This window comes from Streptomyces sp. NPDC058231, from assembly GCF_042882275.1.
Classification (GTDB): domain Bacteria; phylum Actinomycetota; class Actinomycetes; order Streptomycetales; family Streptomycetaceae; genus Streptomyces.
The window spans coordinates 20,049-43,183 of record NZ_JBHVWN010000046.1 but is presented as its reverse complement, the minus strand read 5'-3'; the positions used below and the strand labels follow the sequence as shown (position 1 = coordinate 43,183).

The following is a 23,135-nucleotide window of genomic DNA, read 5'->3' as shown; positions in this document are numbered from 1 at the left end:
GGTCAGCCGCCGGCCACCGGGCCGGCTGCCGGGCGGGGCGCCGGGCGTCCTTTGGGGCGCCGCAGTCCCGCGTCCGTGAGCCGGCGGACGAGCTCCTTCGAGCCGATCTCGCGGGCCCCGGCCCGCACCGCGTCCACGTACCGCGCCTCCGGTACGTCGTAGTGGTCCCGTTCGAACGCTTTCGGCGGGCAGCCGATGGCGGCGGCGAACGCGTGCAGTTCGTCGAACGACACATCGCTGACCAGGTGCGACCAGAGCCGCCCGTGACCCGGCCAGTCCGGCGGGTCGATATAGACGGTCACCGGCCCAGCACTCCGCCGAGCGCGCCCACCGGGGCCACCATCACGGTGGCCTTGGTGCAGACCCACCGCGGGTCAGGTCCCAGCTCCGGTTCGACGTCCAGGGCGTGCGGATCACCCGCGTCGCAGACCGGGCAGAGCGGCCAGCGCCCGTACCGTTCCAGCAGCGCGTCCTGCACGTCCTGGGCGACCAGGCCGACGACGAACTCCACACCGTCCGGCCACTGCTCGACCCACCACCGCCGGTGCGTCACCGCGTCCTCGACGAGCGAGACGATCTCGGCCTCGGCGACATCGCCCGCGGTGAGGTCGGCCATGACCAAGGCGCGGGCGGTGTGCAGCGCCTGCTCCAGACGGTTCAACTCCATGCAGTCATTCTCACCCCGTTCGGGACCGGCACTCGCCGCGGGACCGCCCTTGTCACCGGCAGATCCTCGGTCCGGCCGGCGGCCGGTACCGGTTCTGCCAGAGGTCGGGACCAAAGGGGGGTTGACGGACCCCAGGGTTGAAAATATCTTTCAAATGTGACCAATGACCTGAAGGAAAGTTTCAAGGGTGACGCGCCGCCCGCTCCGGCGGCACTGGCAGCCAAGGTGCGGACGCTCGCACCCTCGATGACCCGCTCCATGCAGCGGGTCGCCGAAGCCGTGGCCGGTGACCCCGCAGGCTGCGCCGCCCTGACGGTCACCGGTCTCGCCGAACTCACCGGCACCAGCGAGGCGACCGTGGTCCGCACGGCCCGCCTCCTCGGCTACCCCGGCTACCGCGACCTGCGCCTCGCACTGGCCGGGCTCGCCGCCCACCAGCAGTCCGGCCGCGCCCCCTCCGTCACCGCGGACATCGCGGTCGACGACCCGATCGCCGACGTGGTCGCCAAGCTGGCCTTCGACGAGCAGCAGACCCTCGCCGACACGGCGGCCGCGCTCGACACGGTGCAGCTCGGCGCGGCCGTCGCCGCCGCGGCGACCGCCCGCCGGATCGACATCTACGGCGTCGGCGCCTCCTCCCTCGTCGCACAGGACCTGGCGCAGAAGCTGCTCCGTATCGGTCTGATCGCGCACGCGCACGCCGACCCGCACCTGGCCGTCACCAACGCCGTGCAGCTCCGCTCCGGCGACGTGGCGATCGCGATCACCCACTCCGGCTCCACCGGCGATGTGATCGAGCCGCTCCGGGTGGCGTTCGACCGCGGCGCCACGACGATCGCGATCACCGGACGCCCCGACGGGCCGGTGTCGCAGTACGCGGACCAGGTACTGACCACGTCCACCGCCCGCGAGAGCGAGCTGCGACCCGCCGCCATGTCGAGCCGCACGAGCCAGCTCCTCGTCGTGGACTGCCTGTTCATAGGGGTGGCCCAGCGGACGTACGAAACCGCCGCCCCCGCACTGGCCGCCTCGTACGAGGCACTCGCCCACCGCCGCACCCCCCGCAGCGGCTGACCACGAGCACCGTGCCCCACGACCGCTGAACCGCATGAGTCACGCAATCGAGAAAGCAGAGCCGCTCCCCATGTCCTCCACCACCGAAGCCAACGCCGCGACGCCCGGCCAGCACTCCGAGTACGGGGAACTGCGCGCCGAGCTCGCCACCCTCACCACCGAGGCGTTCCGGCCCGAGCTCGCCGAGATCGACCGGCTGGGCACGCTGGAGATCGCCCGCATCATGAACGGCGAGGACCGGACCGTCCCCGACTCCGTCGCCGCCCGGCTGCCCGAGATCGCCGCCGCGATCGACGGCATCGCCCCGCGCATGGCCCGCGGCGGCCGGCTGATCTACGCCGGCGCGGGCACCGCGGGCCGGCTCGGCATCCTGGACGCCAGCGAGTGCCCGCCCACGTTCAACACCGACCCGTCCGAGGTCGTCGGCCTGATCGCGGGCGGCCCGTCCGCGATCATCACGGCCGTCGAAGGCGCCGAGGACAGCAAGGTGATGGCCGCCGCCGACCTCGACGCCCTGGAGCTCACCGCCGACGACACGGTGGTCGGTATCTCCGCCTCCGGCCGTACGCCGTACGCGGTCGGGGCCGTCGAGCACGCCCGCGCCAAGGGCGCGCTGACCATCGGTCTCTCCTGCAACGCCGACTCGGCGCTCGGTGCCGCTTCCGAGCACCCCGTCGAGATCGTCGTGGGCCCGGAGCTGCTCACCGGCTCGACCCGGTTGAAGTCCGGTACGGCCCAGAAGCTCGTCCTCAACATGCTCTCGACGATCACGATGATCCGGCTCGGCAAGACGTACGGGAATCTGATGGTCGACGTGCGCGCTTCCAATGAGAAGCTGCGCGCCCGCTCACGCCGGATCGTCTCCCTCGCCACCGGCGCCTCCGACGAGGAGATCGAGGCCGCGCTCGCCGCCACCGGCGGCGAGGTGAAGAACGCGATTCTGACCATCCTCGGTCAGGTCGACGGCCCCGCCGCGGCCACGCTCCTGGCCGCGTCCGACGGCCACCTCCGGGCAGCGCTCGCCGCCGCCCCCCGCACCACCTGACCCATCCGCTCCACTCCCCACCCCCCGCACAGCAAGGCACCACGCACCATGGCACCAGAAGACAAGAACCGCGCCACTGCCGCCGCGATCCTTCCACTCGTCGGTGGCGCCGCGAACGTCAGCTCCGTCGTCCACTGCATGACCCGGCTCCGGCTGGGTCTGCACGACCGCTCGCTCGTCGACGACGAGGCTCTGAAGGCGCTCCCCGCCGTCATGGGCGTGGTCGAGGACGACACGTACCAGATCGTCCTCGGCCCGGGCACCGTCGCCCGGGTCACCCCCGAGTTCGAGAAGCTGGTGGAGGAGGGCCGGGCCACCGCACCGGAACCCGCCGCCCCCGCTCCCGCCTCGGACACCACCGCCGCGACCACCGCGGACGAACTCGCCGCCCAGGGCGCCGCCATCAGGGCGGCGCGGAAGGCGAAGAACGCCACTCCGTTCAAGCTCTTCCTCCGGAAGATCGCGAACATCTTCGTCCCGCTGATCCCGGCCCTCATCGGCTGCGGCATCATCGCCGGTCTCAACGGCCTGCTGGTGAACCTCGGCTGGCTGACCTCGGTGACACCCGCACTCGCCGCCATGGCGTCCGGGTTCATGGCGCTGATCGCCGTCTTCGTCGGCTACAACACGGCGAAGGAGTTCGGCGGCACGCCGATCCTCGGCGGTGCGGTCGCCGCGATCATCGTCTTCCCCGGCGTCGCGAACATCGAGGCCTTCGGCCAGAAGCTCTCCCCCGGCCAGGGCGGTGTCCTGGGCGCACTCGGCGCTGCGGTCCTTGCGGTGTACGTGGAGAAGTGGTGCCGCCGCTGGGTGCCGGAGGCGCTGGACGTCCTGGTCACCCCGACGCTGACGGTACTGATCTCCGGCCTGGTGACGATCTTCGGCCTGATGTACGTGGCCGGTGAGGTCTCCACCGCGATCGGTGACTTCGCCAACTGGCTGCTCTCCAACGGCGGTGCGGGCGCGGGTCTGGTCCTCGGCGGGTTCTTCCTTCCGCTCGTGATGCTGGGCCTGCACCAGGCCCTGATCCCGATCCACACCACCCTCATCGAGCAGCAGGGCTACACGGTCCTGCTCCCGATCCTCGCCATGGCGGGCGCCGGCCAGGTCGGCGCGTCCATCGCGGTCTACCTCCGCCTCCCCCGCAACGAGTCGATCCGCAGGACGATCAGGTCCGCACTGCCGGCAGGCCTGCTGGGCGTCGGTGAGCCGCTGATCTACGGCGTCAGCCTCCCGCTCGGCCGCCCGTTCATCACGGCGTGCGTGGGCGGTGCGTTCGGCGGCGCGTTCGTCGGCTTCTTCAACCAGCTCGGCAGCGCGGTCGGCTCCACGGCGATCGGCCCGTCCGGCTGGGCCCTGTTCCCGCTCCTCGACGGCAACCACGGCCTGGGCACGACGATCGCGATCTACGCGGGCGGTCTGCTGGTCGGCTACCTGGCGGGCTTCGTCGCCACGTACTTCTTCGGATTCAGCAAGGACCTGCTGGCGGAGTTCAACGTGTCGCAGGAACCGGCGGCTTCGACCGTGGCGGCCACCGGCACCCCGGCCGCCCCGGCCACGGACCCGGCACGGGACCCCGTCCGCGCCTGATCCCGGTAACACTCTGAGGGCGGTACCCGCACCGGGTGCCGCCCTCGGCCGTGTCGGGAGTGAGCCCCGCCGCCCTCGTCTGCCGAGGATCAGCGAGCGGTGCCCCGGTCGAACACCGACTTGGACCAGACGTAGCCGAGCACGGCCAGCGCCAGGCACCAGACCACGGCCAGCCACCCGTTGTTACCGATCTCGGTGCCGAGCAACAGCCCGCGCAGGGTCTCGATGGCCGGGGTGAACGGCTGGTACTCGGCGATCGGCTGGAACCAGCCCGGCATCGCGTCGACCGGGACGAAGGTGCTGGAGATGAGCGGCAGGAAGATCAGCGGCAGGGCGTTGTTGCTGGCCGCCTCGGCGTTCGGGCTGATCAGGCCCATACCGACCGCGATCCAGGTGAGCGCCGTGGCGAACAGGACGAGCAGCCCGAACGCCGCGAGCCACTCCAGGACGGTGGCATCGGTGGAGCGGAAGCCGATGGCCACGCCGACGGCGCCGACGACGACCACGCTGATGACCGACTGCAGGACGCTGCCGACGACATGCCCGATGAGCACGGAACCGCGGTGGATCGCCATGGTGCGGAAGCGGGCGATGATGCCCTCGGTCATGTCGTTGGAGACGGAGACCGCGGTGCCGACCGTGGTGCTGCCGATGGTCATCAGCATGAGGCCCGGGACGAGATACGCGATGTACTCGGAGCGGTCGGCGCCGCCGCCGCCCATGCCCGCGCTCATGGTGTCGCCGAAGATGTAGACGAAGAGCAGCAGCAGCATGACCGGCGTGAGCAGCAGGTTCAGCGTCAGGGACGGGTAGCGGCGCGCGTGCAGCAGATTCCGCCGCAGCATCGTGTTCGAGTCGCGCATGGCGAGGGAGAGGGAGCTCATCGGACATCCTCCTTGATCTGGCTGGGCGTGCTGGTGCCGGTCAGGGCGAAGAACACGTCGTCGAGGTCGGGGGTGTGCACGGTCAGTTCGTCCGCCTCGATGCCGGCCGTGTCCAGCCGGTCGAGGATCGAGCGCAGTTCGCGCTGGCTGCCGTCGCTGGGGATCTGCAGCGACAGTGCCTCGTCGTCCCGCGCGGCCTCGCGCAGTGCGGAGGCGGCCGACCGGTACGCGGACGGGTCGGTGAAGCGGAGCCGGACGTGTCCGCCGGGGATGAGGCGCTTCAACTCCTCGGCGCTCCCCTCGGCGACGATCTTGCCCTCGTTCAACACGGCGATGCGGTCGGCGAGTTCGTCGGCTTCGTCGAGGTACTGGGTGGTGAGGAAGACGGTGACGCCGTCGGAGACCAGTTCGCGGATGATCTGCCACATGTTGTGGCGGGCACGGGGGTCGAGGCCGGTGGTGGGTTCGTCGAGGAAGATGATCCGGGGGGCGCCGACCAGGGTCATCGCGATGTCCAGGCGGCGTTTCATACCGCCGGAGTAGGTGGAGGCGGGCTTCTTCGCCGCTTCGGTGAGGTCGAAGCGTTCCAGCAACTCGGCGGCCGTGCGGCGCCCCTCGGCCTTGGAGAGGTGGTGCAGGTCGGCCATGAGGAGCATGTTCTCCTCGCCGGTGATCAGGCCGTCGACGGCGGAGAACTGTCCGGTGACGCCGATCGCGGCCCGTACGCCGTCCGGGGATGCGGCGACGTCGTGGCCCGCGACCTGGGCCTGGCCGCCGTCGGCGGAGACGAGTGTGGACAGGATCTGCACGGTGGTGGTCTTGCCGGCGCCGTTCGGGCCGAGGAGCGCGAAGACGGTGCCGGCCGGGATGCGCAGGTCGATGCCGTCGAGGACGGTCCTGTCGCCGTACGACTTGCGGAGTCCGACGGTGGAGACGGCGGCGGGCGGCTGCTGACCTCCACCCCGCCTGGGCGTGGGCATGACAGATGAACTCATGGGGTCCTCCCCTTCGATGACGTGGTGCGCGGTGAAGTGCCTTGGCTGCGGCGGGATCAGGCGGGCGGGATCAGCCGCGGGCGCGGCGGATGTCGATGTTGCCGTAGCGGGTGCGAGCCTTGACCTCGATGGTGTCCTCGGACTTGTCCGGGCTTTCGGACGCGGTGAGCGCGTTGCGGACCTGCCCGTTGCCCGAGCTGACGTCGAGCCAGGCTGCCGTGCCCTCGCGGACACCGACATCGATGGCACCGTAGGAGGTCTCCAGCTGGACGGTGCCACGGGCCACGTCGCCCACGCGCAGGGCGCCGTGGGCGGTGGTCGCGGTGACCGAGCTCTCGGCGCACCGGATGTCGATGTCGCCGTTGGCTCCGCTCACCCGCAGCTCGCCGAGCGCGGCGCCGACGGTCGTGGAGCCGTGCGAGTTCTTCAGGACGGCCGGGCCGTTCACGACACCGACGCGCAGGCTGCCGGAACTGGTGGTGATCTCGGCCAGGCCCTCGACCCGGTCCACGGTGATCGAGCCGTGCGAGGCGGTCAGCTGCAGCGGGCCCGTCGCGTCCAGGCGGACGTCACCCGACGACGTCTTCACCCGGACCTCGCCGAGCCGGCCCTCGCCGATCACCTGGGTCCAGGAGCCGGTCGTGTCGACGCGCGAACCGGTGGGCAGCTCGACCGTCACGTCGACGCTGCCGGTGGGCCCGACGAGGTAGCGCCCCTTGGGTGTCCTGATGGTCAGCACGCCGCTCGCGTACGTGGCCTCGGTCTGCTCGGCGACCCGCACGTCCTTGTCCTTCTTCGGGTCGCGGGGCCGCACCTCGACGACCGTGTCGAGGCGGTCGCTCGCGGAGAACTGGATGGAGCCGGCGGCCACGTTGGCGGTGACCGAGATCGGCTGGGGAGTGTCGAAAGAAGGCATGGCTGTCCCGTCCTCTTGGGTCTTCGTGGCGTCCCCGCTGGTGGGACGTGGTGCAGGTGAAGCGAGGCGGGCGGGGCGCGGCTAGCGCACCCAGCCCGTGAAGCTCTGTCCGACGGTGCGGGTGGTGCGGGTCTTCTCCGCCGTACGTGACGGGGCACCGCCGTCGACCGCGGCCGACACGGCCCGTACCAGCCATGCGTTGACCGACAGGCCCTCGCGGCCCGCGGCCTCCTCGGCGCGCGCCTTGAGGTGGGCGGGCAGGCGCAGATTGACGCGGGCGGTGCCACCGTCGTCGCCGTCGGCGGGCGCCGGGGCCCTGGGCGGCTCGGCGGGCCCGCTCCTGTCCTCGTACGCCTCGTCGCCCGCCGGCCGCGTCACCACGAAGTCGGGGTCGAGCCCGCGCAGCCGTACGTCGACCGAGCCCGGGGCGAGTTCACGGGTGATCTCGTCCATCGCGGCGGAGAGCACATTGAGCATGGTCAGGCGGGTCGCCGACTCCAGAGGAGCGGTGAGCCGCTCGGCCAGCTCGCGGGCTTCTTCGCCGCCGGCTTCGGCGGCCACCGCGAGTTCGCGGCGGAGGTTGTCGACATACGGCGTGAGGTCCATGACGTCATAATGGCACCACGATGGCACCACGCGCAAGCCCATAAGGGGAAGCAGGGCGATCCGGGGCCCTCCTGACCGTCCTGACCTGCGGAAATACTACGACAGCGAGGTGCGTCAAAGTGTCACCACGTGGCATCTCACCCTCCCTGGCGCATCAGATGGCGCCACATGGCGCCACCGTGGCACGTCCGGCGGATCACGAAGGGGCGGGAGTCCGGCCACCGCGACGGCGACGGCGCCACGGCCGAGCCCCTCGACGCGCCGTTCGGCGAGGGCACCCGCTCCGCGCTCGCGCGCCGCCGGAGCCCCCGGACTCCGCGCGAGCGCGACGGACCGACGACAGCCACCCCCTCCTCACACCTCGCGCAACATAATTCGGAATTCCCGAAACTTTCGATGCCGTGGACTTCAAATCCAGCCCCGCGCATCCAGCTTCTCGCGATCGATAAACATCCGACCAGCCAGAGATAGTTACTGATCAGGCAATACGCCGACCCAGAGAATTCCATGGCCAGCGAATATTTCGCAGTTCCTGCCGAAACTGTTGACAGTTGACGGGGTCAGATCAACACTGTTCGCCGTTGACAGACCTCAACCACTGTTGAACCGGGTCGCCACCGTGACCGGGTTCTCCGGTCGCCGAGCGCGTGACGACCGGGCCATGCCCTGCCGCGTTGCGCGTCGCCGGCGCGCGGTCGACGTCACCTCCTGGCCGTACGACAACCCCACCAGGTCGTGTCGAGCCCGCCCGCCCCTCACCAGCTTTCACGAGGAGGAACCCGCACATGAACACGCTCATTCACCAGAAGAGACGCAGGCCCCGTCACATCACGCTGCTGATCAGGAGCGCCTGGGCCATCGCGTTGGCCGCCGTGGCGGCGATGATCCTGCCTGCCGCCGCAAACGCCGACACGACCATCACGTCGAACCAGACCGGCACCAACAACGGCTACTACTACTCGTACTGGTCCGACGGTGGCGGTTCGGTCTCCATGAACCTGGGCGCCGGGGGCAACTACAGCACCTCCTGGAGCAACGTCGGGAACTTCGTCGCCGGCAAGGGCTGGAGTACCGGTGGGCGCCGGAGCGTGAACTACTCGGGCAGTTTCAACCCGTCCGGCAACGCCTACCTGGCTCTCTACGGGTGGACCACCAACCCGCTCGTGGAGTACTACGTCGTCGACAACTGGGGCACCTACCGGCCGACGGGAACGTTCAAGGGGACGGTCACCAGCGACGGCGGCACCTACGACATCTACGAGACGACGCGCACCAACGCGCCCTCCATCGAAGGCACCAAGACCTTCAATCAGTACTGGAGCGTCCGGCAGTCGAAGCGCACCGGCGGAACCATCACGACCGGTAACCACTTCGACGCCTGGGCCGGCAAGGGCATGAACCTCGGCAGCTTCAACTACATGATGCTCGCGACCGAGGGATACCAGAGCAGCGGCAACTCCAACATCACGGTCGGCGACACCGGCTCCGGCGGCTCGACCGGCGGCGGCTCCACCGGCGGCTCGACCGGCGGCTCGACCGGCGGCGGTGGCTCCGGCGGCTGCACCGCGACCTTGTCCGCGGGCGACAAGTGGAGCGATCGCTACAACCTCAACGTCTCGGTCAGCGGATCCAGCAACTGGACCGTGACCATGAACGTCCCGTCCCCGGAGAAGGTCCTCTCGACCTGGAACATCAGCGCCAGTTACCCCAGCGCCCAAGTGCTGACCGCCAAATCCAACGGCAGCGGCAACAACTGGGGTGCCACCATCCAGACCAACGGCACCTGGACCTGGCCGACGGTCACCTGCAGCGCGAGCTGACGCCCGAGCCCACCGCACCCGAGACCACCGCACCCGTGACGCGGCCCTCCGTCGCCGCCGCGTCACGGGTGCGGTTCGGCCGCCGGGAGCCCCGGAAAAGGACGAGCGGCCCCGAGCCGGCACCCCTACCTTCGGTTGCATGACTGACGCATGCTTCGGACATCCACGACTTGCCGCGATCTACGACCCGCTGGATCCCGATCGCAGCGATCTCGACGCGTACGTCCGCATGGCGGAGGAGTTCGGCGCCCGCCGGGTGCTGGACATCGGCTGCGGGACGGGAGTGTTCGCCCTCCTCCTGGCCGATCGCGGGTTGGAGGTGGTCGGACTCGACCCCGCGAAGGCCTCCGTCGATGTGGCCCGGGGAAAACCGGGCGGCGACCGGGTGCGCTGGATCCACGGTGACGCGACAGCGCTGCCGCCGCTGCGGGTCGACCTCGCGACCATGACGGCCAACGTCGCCCAGGCCATCGCCGCGCCGAAGGACTGGCAGGAGACCCTGCGGGGGGCCTACCGGGCACTGCGGCCGGGCGGGCGGCTGGTCTTCGAGACCCGGGATCCGGCCGTGCGCGCCTGGGAGAAGTGGAACCGGAAGGATTCGTACCACGTGACGGAGATCCCTGGCGTCGGCGCGGTCGAGAGCTGGTTCCAGGTGACCGAGGTGGACGGGCCGCTGGTCACCTTCCGGGGAACCTACGTCTTCGCCGCCGACGGACAGGTACTCACCTCTGATTCGACGTTGCGTTTCCGCGAGCTGCGGGAGATCGAGGCGGAACTGACCGCACAGGGATATGTGGTCGACGAGGTCCGTGACGCCCCTGACCGGCCGGGCCGGGAATTCGTCCTTCTCGCACGGCGTCCGGAGGCCGACCGGGCGTGAGCCGGGCGTGAGCCGGGCGTGAGCCGGGCGTGGCCCCGACGGTGAATCCGCGACAGAGCGCGGGCGGGCAGGCGGTCGGGCACTGAACTCCGCCCCGGCGGAGGAGCGGGCGCTGCGGTCACCCGTCCACTCCTCCACACGCGTGGCGGACCGGTCCGTCCCATGGCGATCATCGGCCAGAAAATGCTCGCCCGGACCCCGCAGAAGCCGAACGGGACGGCTTGAACACGCGCACGGCAACCGCGCCCCCGCCGGTCCGGGTCGGCTACACGCCACCCGCTCCATGCGGAACAAGTCCCTCCGGATGGGCGGTCGGTCGCTCGCAGCAGCAGCAGCAGCAGCAGACGGCACCCCGACGACCAGGACCAGCCATGACGTGTGGAACCCGGCCATCCGACCGCTGTCCGAAAGCAGCTCGCGCACATGGGTGATCTCCTCGGATCCACTTCCGGAAGGTGATCTTCCACATCCATCATGGCGCTCGCCGCGGTGGCTCTCGCCGCGGCGATCCATCACCGGAAGGAACGCTCAGTGTCCGAACCGACCCCTGCCCAGATCGCCGACGAACTCAAGTCCAAGCGACCGATCGTCCTGTCCGCCCGTCCAGCACTCGCCGAGCCCGCCGCCGCGCCGGATGCCGACGAGGAGTGGCCGCTGCCGGGCGGCACCGCCTGGGTGTACTACGGCAAGGGACACAAGCAGCTGGTGAAGCCCTTCATCACGGCCGACGGGTTCAACTCCGGGCCGAGCAAGCTGGGTGAGCTCTGGGAGTACCTGGAAGGCGGCGCCTACCGGTTCATCAGCCGGCTGCGCGAGCGCGGCTACGACGTGATCATCGTCGGCTTCGACGAGCGCAGCGCGTCGATCCTGGACAACTCCCGGGTCGCCCGGGAGGCGATCATGCGCGCCATCGCCCAACGCACCGGTGACGCACCGCTGAAGGTCGGCGGCTTCAGCATGGGCGGGCTCGTCACCCGCCATGCGCTGGCCAAGATGGAGAGCGAGCACATCGACCACCAGACCGACCTGTACTTCTCGTACGACAGCCCGCACCGCGGCGCCTGGATCCCGATCGCGCTCCAGGCGTTCGCGCACTACATCCGGGATCTCGACAGCCGGTTCTCCGATCAGATCAACAGTCCCGCCGCTCAGCAGCTGCTCTGGCGGCACATCCCGGAATGGGACAGCACGCCCGAGCAGAGCCAGCAGCGGACCGCCTTCCTCCAGGAGATGGAGCGCATCGGCGAATGGCCGATGCGTCCCCGGAAGATCGCCGTCGCCAACGGCGTCGGCACCGGAGCGGGCAACGGGATCAACCCGAGCGACCTCGCCGTGGAGGGCAAGGGACTCTCCGTCTCCGGCACGAAGCTCTACACCCAGGCATCGGGGAGCAAGGAACTGGTCGCGAAGCTGCGGGTGGTGACGCTGAAGACGAACGAGGTACGGACCTCGGGGCTGCCCGCCATCGACGGGGCGCCCGGCGGAACCCTGGAAGGGTTCGGCATCCTGGCCGACGGGCTGAACGAACTCAACCCGTGGCTCGGCTTCAAGACCGACGTCCCGATCCGCTCGCACTGCTTCGTCCCGGCGGTCAGCGCGGTCGACATCCGTGACGTGGCGACGGACCAGGACCTCTACGCCCCGATCGACGACATGTCGCCGGGCGACAGCCGGCTCGACGACTTCAAGCTCGCCTCGCAGAACGAGGGCCACACCCTCGTGACCGAGGAACTCTGTTCCTGGATCATCGAGCGGCTGGGCTAGCACGATCGCGGAACGCCGTCGGCCCCCGGGACCAGAAGGTCCCGGGGGCCGACGAGCGTGCACTTACCGATCCATCAGGATCAGAAGTCCATGTCACCGCCCGGCATGCCGCCCGGAGCGGCCGCAGAGGCCTTCTCCGGCTTGTCGGCGATGACGGCCTCGGTGGTCAGGAACAGTGCGGCGATCGACGCGGCGTTCTGCAGCGCGGAGCGCGTGACCTTCGCCGGGTCGAGAATGCCCTCGGCGATCATGTCGACGTACTCGCCGGTCGCGGCGTTCAGACCGTGACCGATCGGCAGGTTGCGCACCTTCTCGACGACGACGCCACCCTCGAGACCACCGTTGACGGCGATCTGCTTGAGCGGGGCCTCCAGCGCCAGCTTGACGGCGTTGGCGCCGGTCGCCTCGTCACCCGAGAGCTCCAGCTTCTCGAAGACGGCGGAAGCCTGCAGCAGCGCCACGCCACCACCGGCGACGATGCCCTCCTCGACGGCCGCCTTCGCGTTGCGAACGGCGTCCTCGATGCGGTGCTTGCGCTCCTTGAGCTCGACCTCGGTCGCGGCACCGGCCTTGATGACGGCCACGCCGCCGGCCAGCTTCGCCAGGCGCTCCTGGAGCTTCTCGCGGTCGTAGTCCGAGTCGGAGTTCTCGATCTCGGCACGGATCTGGTTGACGCGACCCTGAACCTGGTCGGTGTCACCGGAGCCGTCGACGATCGTCGTCTCGTCCTTGGTGATGACGACCTTGCGGGCACGGCCCAGCAGGTCCAGGCCGGCGTTCTCCAGCTTGAGACCGACCTCCTCGGAGATGACGGTGCCACCGGTGAGGATGGCGATGTCGCCGAGCATGGCCTTGCGGCGGTCACCGAAGCCCGGGGCCTTGACGGCAACGGACTTGAAGGTGCCACGGATCTTGTTGACGACCAGGGTCGACAGAGCCTCGCCCTCGACGTCCTCCGCGATGATCAGCAGCGGCTTGCCCGACTGCATGACCTTCTCCAGCAGCGGAAGGAGGTCCTTCACGTTGCTGATCTTGGAGTTGGCGATCAGGATGTACGGGTCGTCCAGGGACGACTCCATGCGCTCCATGTCGGTGGCGAAGTACGCCGAGATGTAGCCCTTGTCGAAGCGCATACCCTCGGTGAGCTCCAGCTCCAGACCGAAGGTCTGGGACTCCTCGACGGTGATGACGCCTTCCTTGCCGACCTTGTCCATCGCCTCGGCGATGAGCTCGCCGATCTGGGTGTCGGCGGCGGAGATGGAGGCCGTCGAAGCGATCTGCTCCTTGGTCTCCACGTCCTTGGCCTGCTCCAGCAGAGCGGCGGAGACGGCCTCGACGGCCTTCTCGATGCCCCGCTTGAGCGCCATCGGGTTCGCACCCGCGGCGACGTTGCGAAGGCCCTCACGGACGAGAGCCTGGGCGAGAACGGTGGCGGTGGTCGTACCGTCGCCGGCGACGTCGTCCGTCTTCTTGGCGACTTCCTTGACCAGCTCTGCGCCGATCTTCTCGTACGGGTCCTCGAGCTCGATCTCCTTGGCGATGGAAACACCATCGTTGGTGATCGTGGGCGCGCCCCACTTCTTCTCGAGGACGACGTTGCGGCCCTTGGGGCCGAGGGTGACCTTGACGGCGTCGGCGAGCTGGTTCATCCCGCGCTCGAGACCGCGCCGTGCCTCCTCGTCGAACGCGATGATCTTGGCCATGTGAAGTGGTCCTCCCGGACAGGGGTGGATTTCTCCGGACCGAGTGGCGCCCGCGACGGACGGCCTGCCTGCCCGGCGGTTCCTTGCTCCACCGAGCCTGCGGGCCTCACCGGCCCGGTCCAAGTTCTGTCACTCTCACCTGGAGAGTGCTAACGCAATGATTAGCACTCGACCCCCACGAGTGCAAGCGCCCCCGGCGGTCGTGGACGACCGAGGACCGAGAAGGGCACGCGGGGCGGAGCGCGGGACGGGGGCACGGGCGGCGCACGGGACGGGGTGCGGGGCGACGCGGCGGACGACGCGTGAAGGGCCCGTCCCCCTGGGGGTACGGGCCCTTCATGCGTGAGTAGTGTCGTTGGCCGACCGCGCCGAGCTCAGCCGACGGCGAGCTTGACCATGTCCGCCTGCGGCCCCTTCTGGCCCTGCGAGATTTCGAATTCAACTCGCTGACCCTCTTCGAGGGTGCGGTACCCGTCCATCTGGATCGCGCTGTAGTGGACGAAAACATCCGCACCACCGTCGACCGCGATGAAGCCGTACCCCTTCTCCGCGTTGAACCACTTGACGGTGCCCTGAGCCATGCCTAACTCCCCTATTACTGGCCCTTGCACAGGACCGCACTTCGCGGACCCGGGTCAGAACTCACCCTCCGACAGGAGAGGGTGCGTGCGCCGGAACGCGTCGACCGCGGCTGAATGTATCTGCCCAACTGCCCTCTGCAACAGGTCAATCGGACGAGAATTCTGGGCAGCACCGAACACCCGAATATGCGGAATTTATGCGATTCCAGGGCAACTCGGGCCGGACAAAGGCCACTTACGGCGCAAGGAGATCGAGCACTTTGGCTGCATCTTGTCGCGGGCGGGCGCATTTTCATATGCGGTCGGCACGGGCAGCGGAGGGGGCTTCCCCACTGTACCGCGCTCAACCATGCAGAATTGCCCCCTCCGCTTACCTCGCAGAGGGGGCAATTCCGGTACTGCTGTGAAGTCGGACGTGAGACCCGATACCGGGTCAGCAGCCGCCCGCGACCGCCGGGATGATGGAGATGCCCGCACCGTCCGGGGTGGCCGTCTCCAGGCCGCCCTCGAAGCGCACGTCGTCGTCGTTGACGTACACGTTCACGAAGCGGCGGAGCTTGCCCTGGTCGTCCAGGACGCGCGCCGCGATACCCGGGTGGCTCTGCTCCAGGGAGTCGATGACCTGCGACAGCGTCGCACCCTCGGCCGGGACCTCGGCCTGGCCGCCCGTGTAGGTGCGCAGGATGGTGGGGATACGGACCTTGACGCTCATGTGGGTGCCTTCCTTACGTCTCGGGTGGTCGGGTCAGCTGCCGGCGAGGCCGGCGTCGCGGAACGCGTCCAGGCTCGGCCGGATGGTCGCGGTCGGACCGGTGGTCGGGGCGACCGCGTCCAGCGTCTTGAGACCGTCTCCGGTGTTCAGGACGACGGTGGTGAGCGTCGGGTCCAGCAGGCCCGCCTCGATCAGCTTCTTCGTCACGCCGACCGTCACCCCGCCCGCCGTCTCGGCGAAGATGCCCTCGGTGCGGGCCAGCAGCTTGATCGCGTCGACGACCTGGTCGTCGTTGACGTCCTCGACGGCTCCACCGGTGCGGCGGGCGATGTCCAGGACGTACGGGCCGTCGGCCGGGTTGCCGATCGCCAGGGACTTGGCGATCGTGTTCGGCTTCTGGGGACGCACGACGTCATGACCGGCCTTGAAGGCCGTGGAGACCGGGGAGCAGCCCTCGGCCTGGGCGCCGAAGATCCGGTACGGCTTGTCCTCGACGAGACCGAGCTTGATCAGCTCCTGCAGCCCCTTGTCGATCTTCGTGAGCTGGGAGCCGGACGCGATCGGGATGACGAGCTGGTCGGGCAGCTGCCAGCCGAGCTGCTCGCAGATCTCGTACGCGAGCGTCTTGGAGCCCTCGCCGTAGTACGGGCGCAGGTTGACGTTGACGAAGCCCCAGCCCTCGCCGAGCGGGTCGCCGATGAGCTCCGAGCAGAAGCGGTTGACGTCGTCGTAGTTGCCCTCGATGCCGACCAGCTGGCCGCCGTACACCGCGGCCATGACGACCTTGCCCTGCTCCAGGTCGTGCGGGATGAACACGCAGGACCGGAAGCCGGCCCGGGCCGCGGCCGCGCCCACCGCACCGGCGAGGTTGCCGGTGGAGGAGCAGGAGAGGGTGGTGAACCCGAAGGCGCGCGCGGCCTCGACGGCGATCGCGACGACGCGGTCCTTGAAGGAGTGCGTCGGGTTGCCGGAGTCGTCCTTGACGTACAGGCCGCCGGTGACGCCCAGTTCGCGGGCGAGGTTGTCGGCCTTGACCAGCTTGGTGAAGCCGGGGTTGATGTTGGGCTTGTCGGCGACATCGGCGGGGACCGGCAGCAGCGGCGCGTAACGCCAGATGTTGTTCGGTCCGGCCTCGATGCGCTTCTTCAGCTCGTCCGGGGAGCCGCTCGGCAGGTCGTACGCCACTTCGAGCGGCCCGAAACAGGACGCACAGGCGAAAATGGGACCGAGCGCGAAACGCTCTCCGCATTCGCGGCAGGAGAGTGCCGCTGCGGGGCCGAGATCGACGGCGTCGGTGGAGGAATCGGTGCTTACTGCAACAGTCTGCGCAGCCATGATGGCGAGGCCCTTTCTCCTCATCTTCCTCGCGACGCATTTCGCCACGAGACGGAATTGGCACCTTCCCCACCTGACCTCGCGGTCGGCGGGAGGGTTGCCGGGACTTCAACGGGCCGTTCCCTCAGTCCCTCTGGATGAGCGCTGTGGCACTGGATCATTGATCCAGGCATTTATTCGCGGACACCCCGACATGCGAGGGTCATCCGCGTTGTTCAAGACTGTAACCGAAGCAACGGACGGTTGAGATAGTCGTCCGAACCGCGAGATGGATCACATACAGGGAGTATCGACCGTGCTGGAAGAGGTCGAACGCTGGCTGGCCGGGCGTTCCTGGTCGGCCGCCGACCGCCCGCTGGACCGGCTCCTCGCCGCCAAGGCCAGGGATCCGCGGCGTGGCAGCGTGAGCGTCGTCCTGCCCGCCCTGAACGAGGAGGCGACGGTCGGCGCGATCGTCGGCACGATCCGGGCCGAGCTGATGGAGAAGGTCCAGCTGGTCGACGAGCTGCTGGTGATCGATTCCGGATCGACGGACGCCACCGCGGAAGTCGCCCGGAAGGCGGGCGCCCGGGTGGTCCACCGCGACGCGATACTCCCCCGCATACCCGCCCTCCCCGGCAAGGGCGAGGTGCTGTGGCGCTCGCTGCTGGTCACCAGCGGTGACATCGTCTGCTTCATAGACGCCGACCTCAAGGACTTCTCGGCGGACTTCGTCTCGGGCATCGTCGGCCCGCTGCTCACCGACCCCGAGGTGCAGTTCGTGAAGGCGATGTACGACCGCCCGCTCGGCGACACCGCAGGTCAAGGCGGCCGGGTCACCGAACTGGTGGCTCGCCCGCTGCTCAATCTGCACTGGCCGCAGCTGGCCGGCCTGGTACAGCCGCTGGGCGGCGAGTACGCGGTGCGGCGCTCGCTGCTGGAACGGCTGCCGTTCCCGGTCGGTTACGGAGTGGAGCTGGGCCTGCTGGTGGACGCGCTGCACACGGTGGGGCTGGACGCGCTGGCACAGGTGGATGTGGGGGTGCGCAAACACCGCCACCAGGACGGGCAGGCACTGGGCCGGATGGCGGCCGCGATCTACCGCACCGCACAACTGCGGCTCTCCCGAGGCCATCTGGTACGGCCGGCCCTGACCCAGTTCGAGCGCGGCGAGGAGGGCTTCGTACCGCGCACGCACCCGGTGGACACGGAGGAACGGCCGCCGATGTGCGAGATCGACGAGTATGTTTCGCGCCGCGCGGCCTGACTTCGCACGTTTGGGCGGTTCGCGATCGGGCTAGATTCCGCAACATGGTCTCCGAGCACGCGATCACCTCTGCCGCCCAGGTACTCGTGGCGTCCAACCGCGGCCCCGTCTCGTACACGCTGCGGGAGGACGGTTCGATCGACGCCAGGCGCGGCGGCGGCGGACTCGTCTCCGGTCTGAGCGCCGTCGACGACAAGCTGTGGGTCTGCGCCGCGCTCGGCGACGGGGACCGGGAAGCGATCAGGCGCGGGATCGCCGAGCCGGGCGTGCGCATGCTCGACATCGACGCCGACGTGCACGCCGACGCGTACAACGGCATCGCGAACTCGGTGCTCTGGTTCGTCCACCACATGCTGTACCAGACGCCGCTGGAGCCGGTCTTCGACGCGGAGTTCCGGCGCCTGTGGGCGTCGTTCGAGACGTACAACCGGGCTTTCGCCGAAGCCCTCGCCGAGGAGGCGGGCGAGGGCGCCGCCGTCCTGGTGCAGGACTACCACCTGGCGCTGGTCCCCGGCATGCTCCGCGAACTCCGCCCCGACCTGCGCATCGGCCACTTCTCGCACACCCCGTGGGCGCCGGTCGACTATTTCCGCCTGCTGCCGGACGACATCGCCGGACAGCTGCTCCGCGGCATCCTCGGCGCGGACCGGGCGGCGTTCCTGACCCGGCGCTGGGCGGACGCCTTCATCGGCTGCTGCACGGAGATCCTGGGCGGCACCGGCCGGACACGCGTCGGCGTGCACGGACTGGGCGCGGACGCGGACTTCCTGCGCCGCCGGGCGCACGAGAGCGACGTGGACGAGCGGATGGAGATCCTGCGGGAGCAGGTGGGCGGCACCGGCCGGAGGACGATCGTGCGGGTGGACCGTACGGAACTGTCCAAGAACATCGTGCGCGGGCTGCTGGCGTACCGGGAACTGCTGGACACGCACCCCGAGTGGCGCGAACGGGTGGTGCACGTGGCGTTCGCGTACCCGTCGCGGCAGGACCTCGCGGTGTACCGGGAGTACACGGCGGAGGTGCAGCGACTGGCGGAGGAGATCAACTCCGGCTACGGGACACCTGGTTGGACCCCCGTCCTGCTCCATGTGGACGACGACTTCGCGCGCTCGCTGGGGGCGTACCGGCTGGCGGACGTGGCGCTCGTCAATCCGATCCGCGACGGCATGAACCTGGTCGCGAAGGAGGTCCCGGTGGTCTCCGACGCCGGCTGCGCGCTGGTGCTGTCACGGGAGGCGGGGGCGTACGAGGAGCTGGGCGCCGACGCCATCGTGGTCAACCCGTACGACGTGTCGGCGACGGCGGCCGCACTGCACGAGGCGCTGACGCTGCCGGACGGGGAACGGGCGGAACGCTCGAAGCGGCTGGCCGCTGCGGCTACGGCGCTGCCGCCGCAGCAGTGGTTCCTCGACCAGTTGCAGGCGCTGCTGCGGGAGTGAGTCAGAGGCGCTCGGCCAGCGCCGCGAGGAAGCCGACGACGGCTTCCGGGCCGGCCAGCAACAGGTCGGCGCGCTCGGCGAGTTCGCGGACCTCCGTGCTGCCGCTGCAGACCAGCAGCCCGGGGATGCCGTCCGGGCCGTCGGCGCGGAGCTTCTCCACGGCGCTGTAGGCGGCCAGGTCGCCCAGGTCGTCGCCGGCGAACAGGACGGACTCGGCACCCACCTCCCGTACGTACTCCGCGAGCGCCACGCCCTTGTCCATGCCGGGCGGGCGCAGCTCCAGCACGAGGCGGCCCGGTTCGACGATCAGACCGTGCCGGGCGGCGAGCTCGCCGAGCGGGCCCCGCAGCGCGTCGAACGCGGCCTGCGGGTCGGCGGCGCGGCGGGTGTGGACGGCGAGCGCCTGCCCCTTCTCCTCGATCCAGGTGCCGTGCCAGGAGTCGAACCGGTCGAGCACACCGGGAAGTTCGGCGCGGGTGGCGGCCACGCCCGGATGCGCCGCGGGGGCGCGGACGGTACCGGAGGCGGCGTCCCAGCGCTCGGCGCCGTAGTGACCGAGGACGACGAGGTGGTCCAGGCCGGGGACCGCGGCGAAACCGCCCTGCCGGACCGCGACGACGGCCGGGCGGCCGGTGATCACGGCGACGGAGGCGACCTTCGGGGCGAGCGCGGCGAGGGCCGGGACGGCGCCGGGGTGGGCGCGGGCCTGCTCCGGGTCAGGGACGATGTCGGCGAGGGTGCCGTCGAAATCGAGGGCGATGACCGCGCGGTCGGGGCGGGCGAGGAGAGCGGCGAGGCCCTCACGGCCGGCCGGCGTGGTCGGAGCGGGGAGGGAGTGTGCCGGGTTGCTTCCCATGGGGCGAGCCTATCGGGGGTGCGGGGGTCCGGCTACGGGTGCGCCCCGGAGCGGGGTCGTTCCCCGCCGCCCGCCCCCTGTGCCGTGACCGGCTCTCCGCCGGGAGCCGCTCAGCGGCTGAGGGCCGTCCGGGCCGGATCCGTCACCGCCGCCCCCGACGGGCCTCCCGCACCCGTCTCAGACGGTTCACCGTCACCGGGTCCTCCTCCAGCGCCCGCCGGTCGTCCAGCAGCGCGTTCAGCAGCTGGTAGTAGCGCGTCGGCGAGATCCCCAGGCCTTCCCGGATCGCCCGCTCCTTCGCTCCCGGACCGGCCCACGAGCGCCGTTCCACGGCCAGCACGGCGCGCTCCCGCTCGGAGAGTCCGGTGCCGGGGCGGTCGGCACGGCTCTCCGGTTCGTCGGGGCCATCGGTGGGGGCGGTCATATCAGCCAACATATCGCCCGCCCCCGAACCCGCCTCCCCGCTGCCGGCTGCTACTCGGCGTCCTCCGCCGCCGCCGCGCCGCGCGAGATCTCGCCGAGCACGTCGGCCGGGCTGCTGCCCGGCTCGACGGCCTTGCCGATCTTCTCCTTGATCAGCTCGCTCGTCCGGGCCCAGGACGTCTTGCCGAACGGATAGAGCTCCGAGTTCGGCAGCGCCTTCAGGAACTTCCGCAGCGGCTTGTGCTTGGAGTCCGTCTCCATCTTCACGGACGCGCTGTCGGTGACCGGCAGCAGGTCGTACTCGTCGGCGAAGGCCATCACGTTCTTGTCCTCGAACACGAAGTCGAAGAACTTGCCGATCTCCACGCGGTGGTTGTTCTGCTTGAAGCCCATGGCCCAGTCCGCGACCCCCATCGACCCCTGGGTCGGGCCGCCGATGCCGGGCAGCGGCACCATCCCGACCTTCACACCGTTCTTCTCGGCCTCCTGCATCAGCGTCGGATGGCCGTTGAGCATGCCCACCTGGCCGTGCGTGAACGCTTCGAACGCCTTCGCCCGGTCGAGCTTCCCCGGCGCGACCGGACCGACCAGCCCCTTGTCGACCAGGTTCGTCTTCAGCCAGTTGAACGTCGCGATGTTCTCGGGCGAGTCGATGTCGTACGAGTCGACGTCGTCGGTGTAGCCGCCGCCCCCACTGAGCAGCCACATCATGGTCTCGGCCTGGGACTCCTCCTGGCCGAGCGGCAGGGCGAAGGGGTAGGTGACGCCGCGCTGCTTGAGCACCGCCGCGTCGTCACGGATGTCCGACCAGGTCTGCGGGGCGTCCAGGCCCGCCCGGCCGAAGAACTTCTTGTTGTAGAAGAGCAGCCGGGTGCTGGCGACGAACGGCAGTCCGTACTGGGTGCGGTCGACCTTGCCCGCGTCGGCCATCGCGGGCAGGAAGTTCGCCTCGACGGGTATGGAGAGCAACTGCTCGGCGGAGTAGAGCTTTCCGGCCTTGGCGTAGTCGGCATAGGCACCGATCTGCGCGATATCCGGGGCCTGCCCCTTCTTCACCATCTCGGCGACCTTGCGGTCGACGTCCTTCCACGAATAGACGTTGACGTCGATCTTGATTCCGGGATGGGACTTCTCGAAGTCCGCGGCGAGTGCGTCCCAGTACTTCTCGGAGCTGTTCGCGGCACTGTTTCCGTAGTCGGCCGCGACCAGCTTCAGGGTGACGTCTCCCGAGCCGCTGCCGGTGCCGCACCCCGACAGCGTCACCGTCAGGCCCAGTGCGGCTGCTGCCGCGGTCATTCCCAAGTAGCGCCGCTGCACAGCCAGTCCGTCCTCAGTGATTAGGCGAACACCCGGCCGTCCGGATGAGCTGCGATCTTCGCCCATGGTGTGAGTGGAGGTCTACACCAGAGAAGTATCGCTTCTGCAACGTAGCCGTACCCGTGTCCGGTTAACCGCTTACGCCATTGCCCGGAGGAGACTGCGGCTGCTAAGTACATCTCGGCGCAGGGCATTTCATGGTCCGTACCTTTCCACCGCCGTCCAGGCACCGCCGCCCCGCCGTCACCGATTCCCGTCTTCACCGTGTTTCCCGTCGCACCGTTTCCTGCCGCACCGTTTCCCGTCCCCGCACCGAGGAGCCGTTGAGCATGTCCCGTACCGCATCAGAGATCGCCACCCAGCCCGGCTGCTGGCGGCGTGCCGCGGAAGCGGGGGCCGCGTTCGACGGACTGCCGCGGCCGGGCGAGCGGGTGGCCGTCACCGGATGCGGCACCTCCTGGTTCATGGCGATCGCCTACGCGGCGCTCCGCGAGGCGGCCGGGCAGGGCGAGACGGACGCTTTCGCCTCCTCGGAGTTCCCCGCGGGACGTCGTTACGACCGGGTCGTCGCCATCACCCGCTCCGGTACGACGACCGAGGTCCTCGGCCTCCTCGGCGAGCTGCGCGGCAAGGTCGCCACCCTCGCGCTGACCGCCGACCCGAAGACGCCCGTCATGGACGCCGCCGACACCGTCGCCGTGCTGGACTGGGCGGACGAGGAGTCGGTCGTCCAGACCCGGTTCGCCACCACCGCGCTGGCCTTCCTGCGGGCCGGGCTGGAGGCCGCGGGTCCGCTCCCGGCCGGGGTGAAGACGGTCGCCGAGGCGGCCGTCGACGCGGAGCTCGCGGTCACCGAGCCGCTGGCGGAGGCGGTCGTCACGGCCGAGCAGTGGACGTTCCTGGGGCGGGGCTGGACGTACGGGCTGGCCCAGGAGGCCGGGCTCAAGATGCGCGAGGCGGCGGGCGCCTGGACCGAGTCGTACCCGGCGATGGAGTACCGCCACGGGCCGGTCGCGATCACCGGACCGCATCGCGTCGCCTGGGTCTTCGGCGCGCTGCCCGACGGCCTCGCGGGTGAGGTCACCGCGACCGGCGGCACCCTCGTCGCCCGTCCCACGGCGGACCCGATGGCCGACCTGATCCGGGTGCAGCGACTGGCGGTCGTGCTCGCCGAGTCGAAGGGGTACGACCCGGACCACCCGCGCAATCTGTCGCGCAGCGTGATCCTGGCGCCCTGAGCACGACCGAAGGATTTGCCCACCCTTTTGTATGGATGCGCAAC

General features: G+C 69.8%; 22 protein-coding genes and 1 riboswitch. Of the genes, 9 read left to right on the top strand and 13 right to left on the bottom strand.

Translation table 11 applies throughout. The features are described from left to right. Nucleotides 1-2 precede the first annotated feature (2 nt). Together ACFVXE_RS26455 and ACFVXE_RS26450 are read right to left on the bottom strand one after the other, a co-directional pair. On the bottom strand, nt 3-302 hold the full coding sequence (locus ACFVXE_RS26455; RefSeq protein ID WP_389674721.1) for a DUF4031 domain-containing protein: 300 nt from the start codon (nt 300-302) through the stop codon (nt 3-5). Continuing rightward, entirely contained in the window at nt 299-667 is a 369-nt protein-coding gene (locus ACFVXE_RS26450) for a hypothetical protein (protein ID WP_389674720.1), read from the bottom strand. The genes ACFVXE_RS26455 and ACFVXE_RS26450 overlap by 4 nt, the downstream gene beginning before the upstream one ends. A gap of 156 nt (nt 668-823) precedes the next feature. Here ACFVXE_RS26450 and ACFVXE_RS26445 point away from each other — a divergent pair, with 156 nt between their 5' ends. The 3 genes from ACFVXE_RS26445 (at nt 824) to ACFVXE_RS26435 (ending at nt 4,376) form a co-directional block, all read left to right on the top strand. After that, the gene (locus ACFVXE_RS26445) at nt 824-1,741 is read left to right on the top strand and encodes a MurR/RpiR family transcriptional regulator (RefSeq protein WP_389674719.1); all 918 of its coding nucleotides are present in this window, start codon (nt 824-826) and stop codon (nt 1,739-1,741) included. A gap of 70 nt (nt 1,742-1,811) precedes the next feature. Beyond that, nucleotides 1,812-2,786, top strand: a complete 975-nt coding sequence (gene murQ, locus ACFVXE_RS26440; protein WP_389674718.1) for an N-acetylmuramic acid 6-phosphate etherase — start codon at nt 1,812-1,814, stop codon at nt 2,784-2,786. A 48-nt stretch (nt 2,787-2,834) separates the two neighbouring features. Further along, the gene (locus ACFVXE_RS26435) at nt 2,835-4,376 is read left to right on the top strand and encodes a PTS transporter subunit EIIC (RefSeq protein WP_389674717.1); all 1,542 of its coding nucleotides are present in this window, start codon (nt 2,835-2,837) and stop codon (nt 4,374-4,376) included. Nucleotides 4,377-4,465: 89 nt separating this feature from the next. On the opposite strand, the gene ACFVXE_RS26430 is transcribed toward ACFVXE_RS26435, so the two are convergent. The 4 genes from ACFVXE_RS26430 to ACFVXE_RS26415 all read right to left on the bottom strand — a co-directional run bounded on the left by ACFVXE_RS26430 (nt 4,466) and on the right by ACFVXE_RS26415 (nt 7,777). Then, complete coding sequence (locus ACFVXE_RS26430; RefSeq protein WP_389674715.1) at nt 4,466-5,260, bottom strand: ABC transporter permease; 795 nt, start codon at nt 5,258-5,260, stop codon at nt 4,466-4,468. Continuing rightward, complete coding sequence (locus ACFVXE_RS26425) at nt 5,257-6,255, bottom strand: ATP-binding cassette domain-containing protein (RefSeq protein WP_389674713.1); 999 nt, start codon at nt 6,253-6,255, stop codon at nt 5,257-5,259. The genes ACFVXE_RS26430 and ACFVXE_RS26425 overlap by 4 nt, the downstream gene beginning before the upstream one ends. Before the next feature lie 70 nt (nt 6,256-6,325). Continuing rightward, the gene (locus tag ACFVXE_RS26420) at nt 6,326-7,171 is read right to left on the bottom strand and encodes a DUF4097 domain-containing protein (protein ID WP_389674712.1); all 846 of its coding nucleotides are present in this window, start codon (nt 7,169-7,171) and stop codon (nt 6,326-6,328) included. 81 nt (nt 7,172-7,252) lie between these two features. Then, complete coding sequence (locus ACFVXE_RS26415) at nt 7,253-7,777, bottom strand: hypothetical protein (RefSeq protein WP_389674710.1); 525 nt, start codon at nt 7,775-7,777, stop codon at nt 7,253-7,255. Between the two features lie 785 nt (nt 7,778-8,562). On the opposite strand from ACFVXE_RS26415, the gene ACFVXE_RS26410 reads away from it, so the two are divergent. From ACFVXE_RS26410 to ACFVXE_RS26400, 3 genes are all read left to right on the top strand, one after another. Further along, nucleotides 8,563-9,597 (top strand): glycoside hydrolase family 11 protein, encoded by a 1,035-nt coding sequence (locus ACFVXE_RS26410; RefSeq protein ID WP_389674708.1) that lies wholly within the window; start codon nt 8,563-8,565, stop codon nt 9,595-9,597. Nucleotides 9,598-9,736: 139 nt separating this feature from the next. Further along, nucleotides 9,737-10,477, top strand: coding sequence for a class I SAM-dependent methyltransferase (locus tag ACFVXE_RS26405; protein WP_389674706.1), 741 nt, complete (start codon nt 9,737-9,739; stop codon nt 10,475-10,477). Between the two features lie 531 nt (nt 10,478-11,008). Beyond that, nucleotides 11,009-12,241 (top strand): esterase/lipase family protein, encoded by a 1,233-nt coding sequence (locus ACFVXE_RS26400; RefSeq protein WP_389674704.1) that lies wholly within the window; start codon nt 11,009-11,011, stop codon nt 12,239-12,241. An 80-nt stretch (nt 12,242-12,321) separates the two neighbouring features. On the opposite strand, the gene groL is transcribed toward ACFVXE_RS26400, so the two are convergent. The 4 genes from groL to thrC all read right to left on the bottom strand — a co-directional run bounded on the left by groL (nt 12,322) and on the right by thrC (nt 16,572). Further along, complete coding sequence (gene groL / locus ACFVXE_RS26395) at nt 12,322-13,944, bottom strand: chaperonin GroEL (protein ID WP_389674703.1); 1,623 nt, start codon at nt 13,942-13,944, stop codon at nt 12,322-12,324. A gap of 374 nt (nt 13,945-14,318) precedes the next feature. Then, nucleotides 14,319-14,525, bottom strand: coding sequence for a cold-shock protein (locus tag ACFVXE_RS26390; RefSeq protein WP_003967346.1), 207 nt, complete (start codon nt 14,523-14,525; stop codon nt 14,319-14,321). A gap of 433 nt (nt 14,526-14,958) precedes the next feature. Beyond that, complete coding sequence (locus ACFVXE_RS26385; RefSeq protein ID WP_389674701.1) at nt 14,959-15,237, bottom strand: ubiquitin-like small modifier protein 1; 279 nt, start codon at nt 15,235-15,237, stop codon at nt 14,959-14,961. Nucleotides 15,238-15,270: 33 nt separating this feature from the next. After that, on the bottom strand, nt 15,271-16,572 hold the full coding sequence (gene thrC, locus ACFVXE_RS26380; protein ID WP_389674699.1) for a threonine synthase: 1,302 nt from the start codon (nt 16,570-16,572) through the stop codon (nt 15,271-15,273). Between the two features lie 17 nt (nt 16,573-16,589). Next, nucleotides 16,590-16,716: riboswitch (SAM riboswitch) on the bottom strand. A 151-nt stretch (nt 16,717-16,867) separates the two neighbouring features. Here thrC and ACFVXE_RS26375 point away from each other — a divergent pair. Both ACFVXE_RS26375 and ACFVXE_RS26370 read left to right on the top strand, forming a co-directional pair. Further along, nucleotides 16,868-17,818, top strand: coding sequence for a glucosyl-3-phosphoglycerate synthase (locus ACFVXE_RS26375; protein ID WP_389674753.1), 951 nt, complete (start codon nt 16,868-16,870; stop codon nt 17,816-17,818). 44 nt (nt 17,819-17,862) lie between these two features. Further along, nucleotides 17,863-19,257, top strand: coding sequence for a trehalose-6-phosphate synthase (locus tag ACFVXE_RS26370; RefSeq protein ID WP_389674697.1), 1,395 nt, complete (start codon nt 17,863-17,865; stop codon nt 19,255-19,257). A 1-nt stretch (nt 19,258) separates the two neighbouring features. Here the strand turns inward: ACFVXE_RS26370 and otsB are convergent, their stop codons facing one another. From otsB to ACFVXE_RS26355, 3 genes are all read right to left on the bottom strand, one after another. Next, the gene (gene otsB, locus ACFVXE_RS26365; RefSeq protein WP_389674695.1) at nt 19,259-20,113 is read right to left on the bottom strand and encodes a trehalose-phosphatase; all 855 of its coding nucleotides are present in this window, start codon (nt 20,111-20,113) and stop codon (nt 19,259-19,261) included. 142 nt (nt 20,114-20,255) lie between these two features. Then, nucleotides 20,256-20,537, bottom strand: a complete 282-nt coding sequence (locus ACFVXE_RS26360) for a DUF3263 domain-containing protein (RefSeq protein WP_389674693.1) — start codon at nt 20,535-20,537, stop codon at nt 20,256-20,258. Between the two features lie 50 nt (nt 20,538-20,587). Continuing rightward, a complete protein-coding gene (locus ACFVXE_RS26355; RefSeq protein WP_389674691.1) occupies nt 20,588-21,832 on the bottom strand; it encodes an extracellular solute-binding protein in 1,245 nt (414 codons plus the stop codon). A gap of 350 nt (nt 21,833-22,182) precedes the next feature. Between ACFVXE_RS26355 and ACFVXE_RS26350 the strand changes: the two genes are divergently transcribed. Next, the gene (locus ACFVXE_RS26350) at nt 22,183-23,091 is read left to right on the top strand and encodes an SIS domain-containing protein (protein WP_389674689.1); all 909 of its coding nucleotides are present in this window, start codon (nt 22,183-22,185) and stop codon (nt 23,089-23,091) included. The last annotated feature ends 44 nt before the right edge of the window (nt 23,092-23,135 follow it).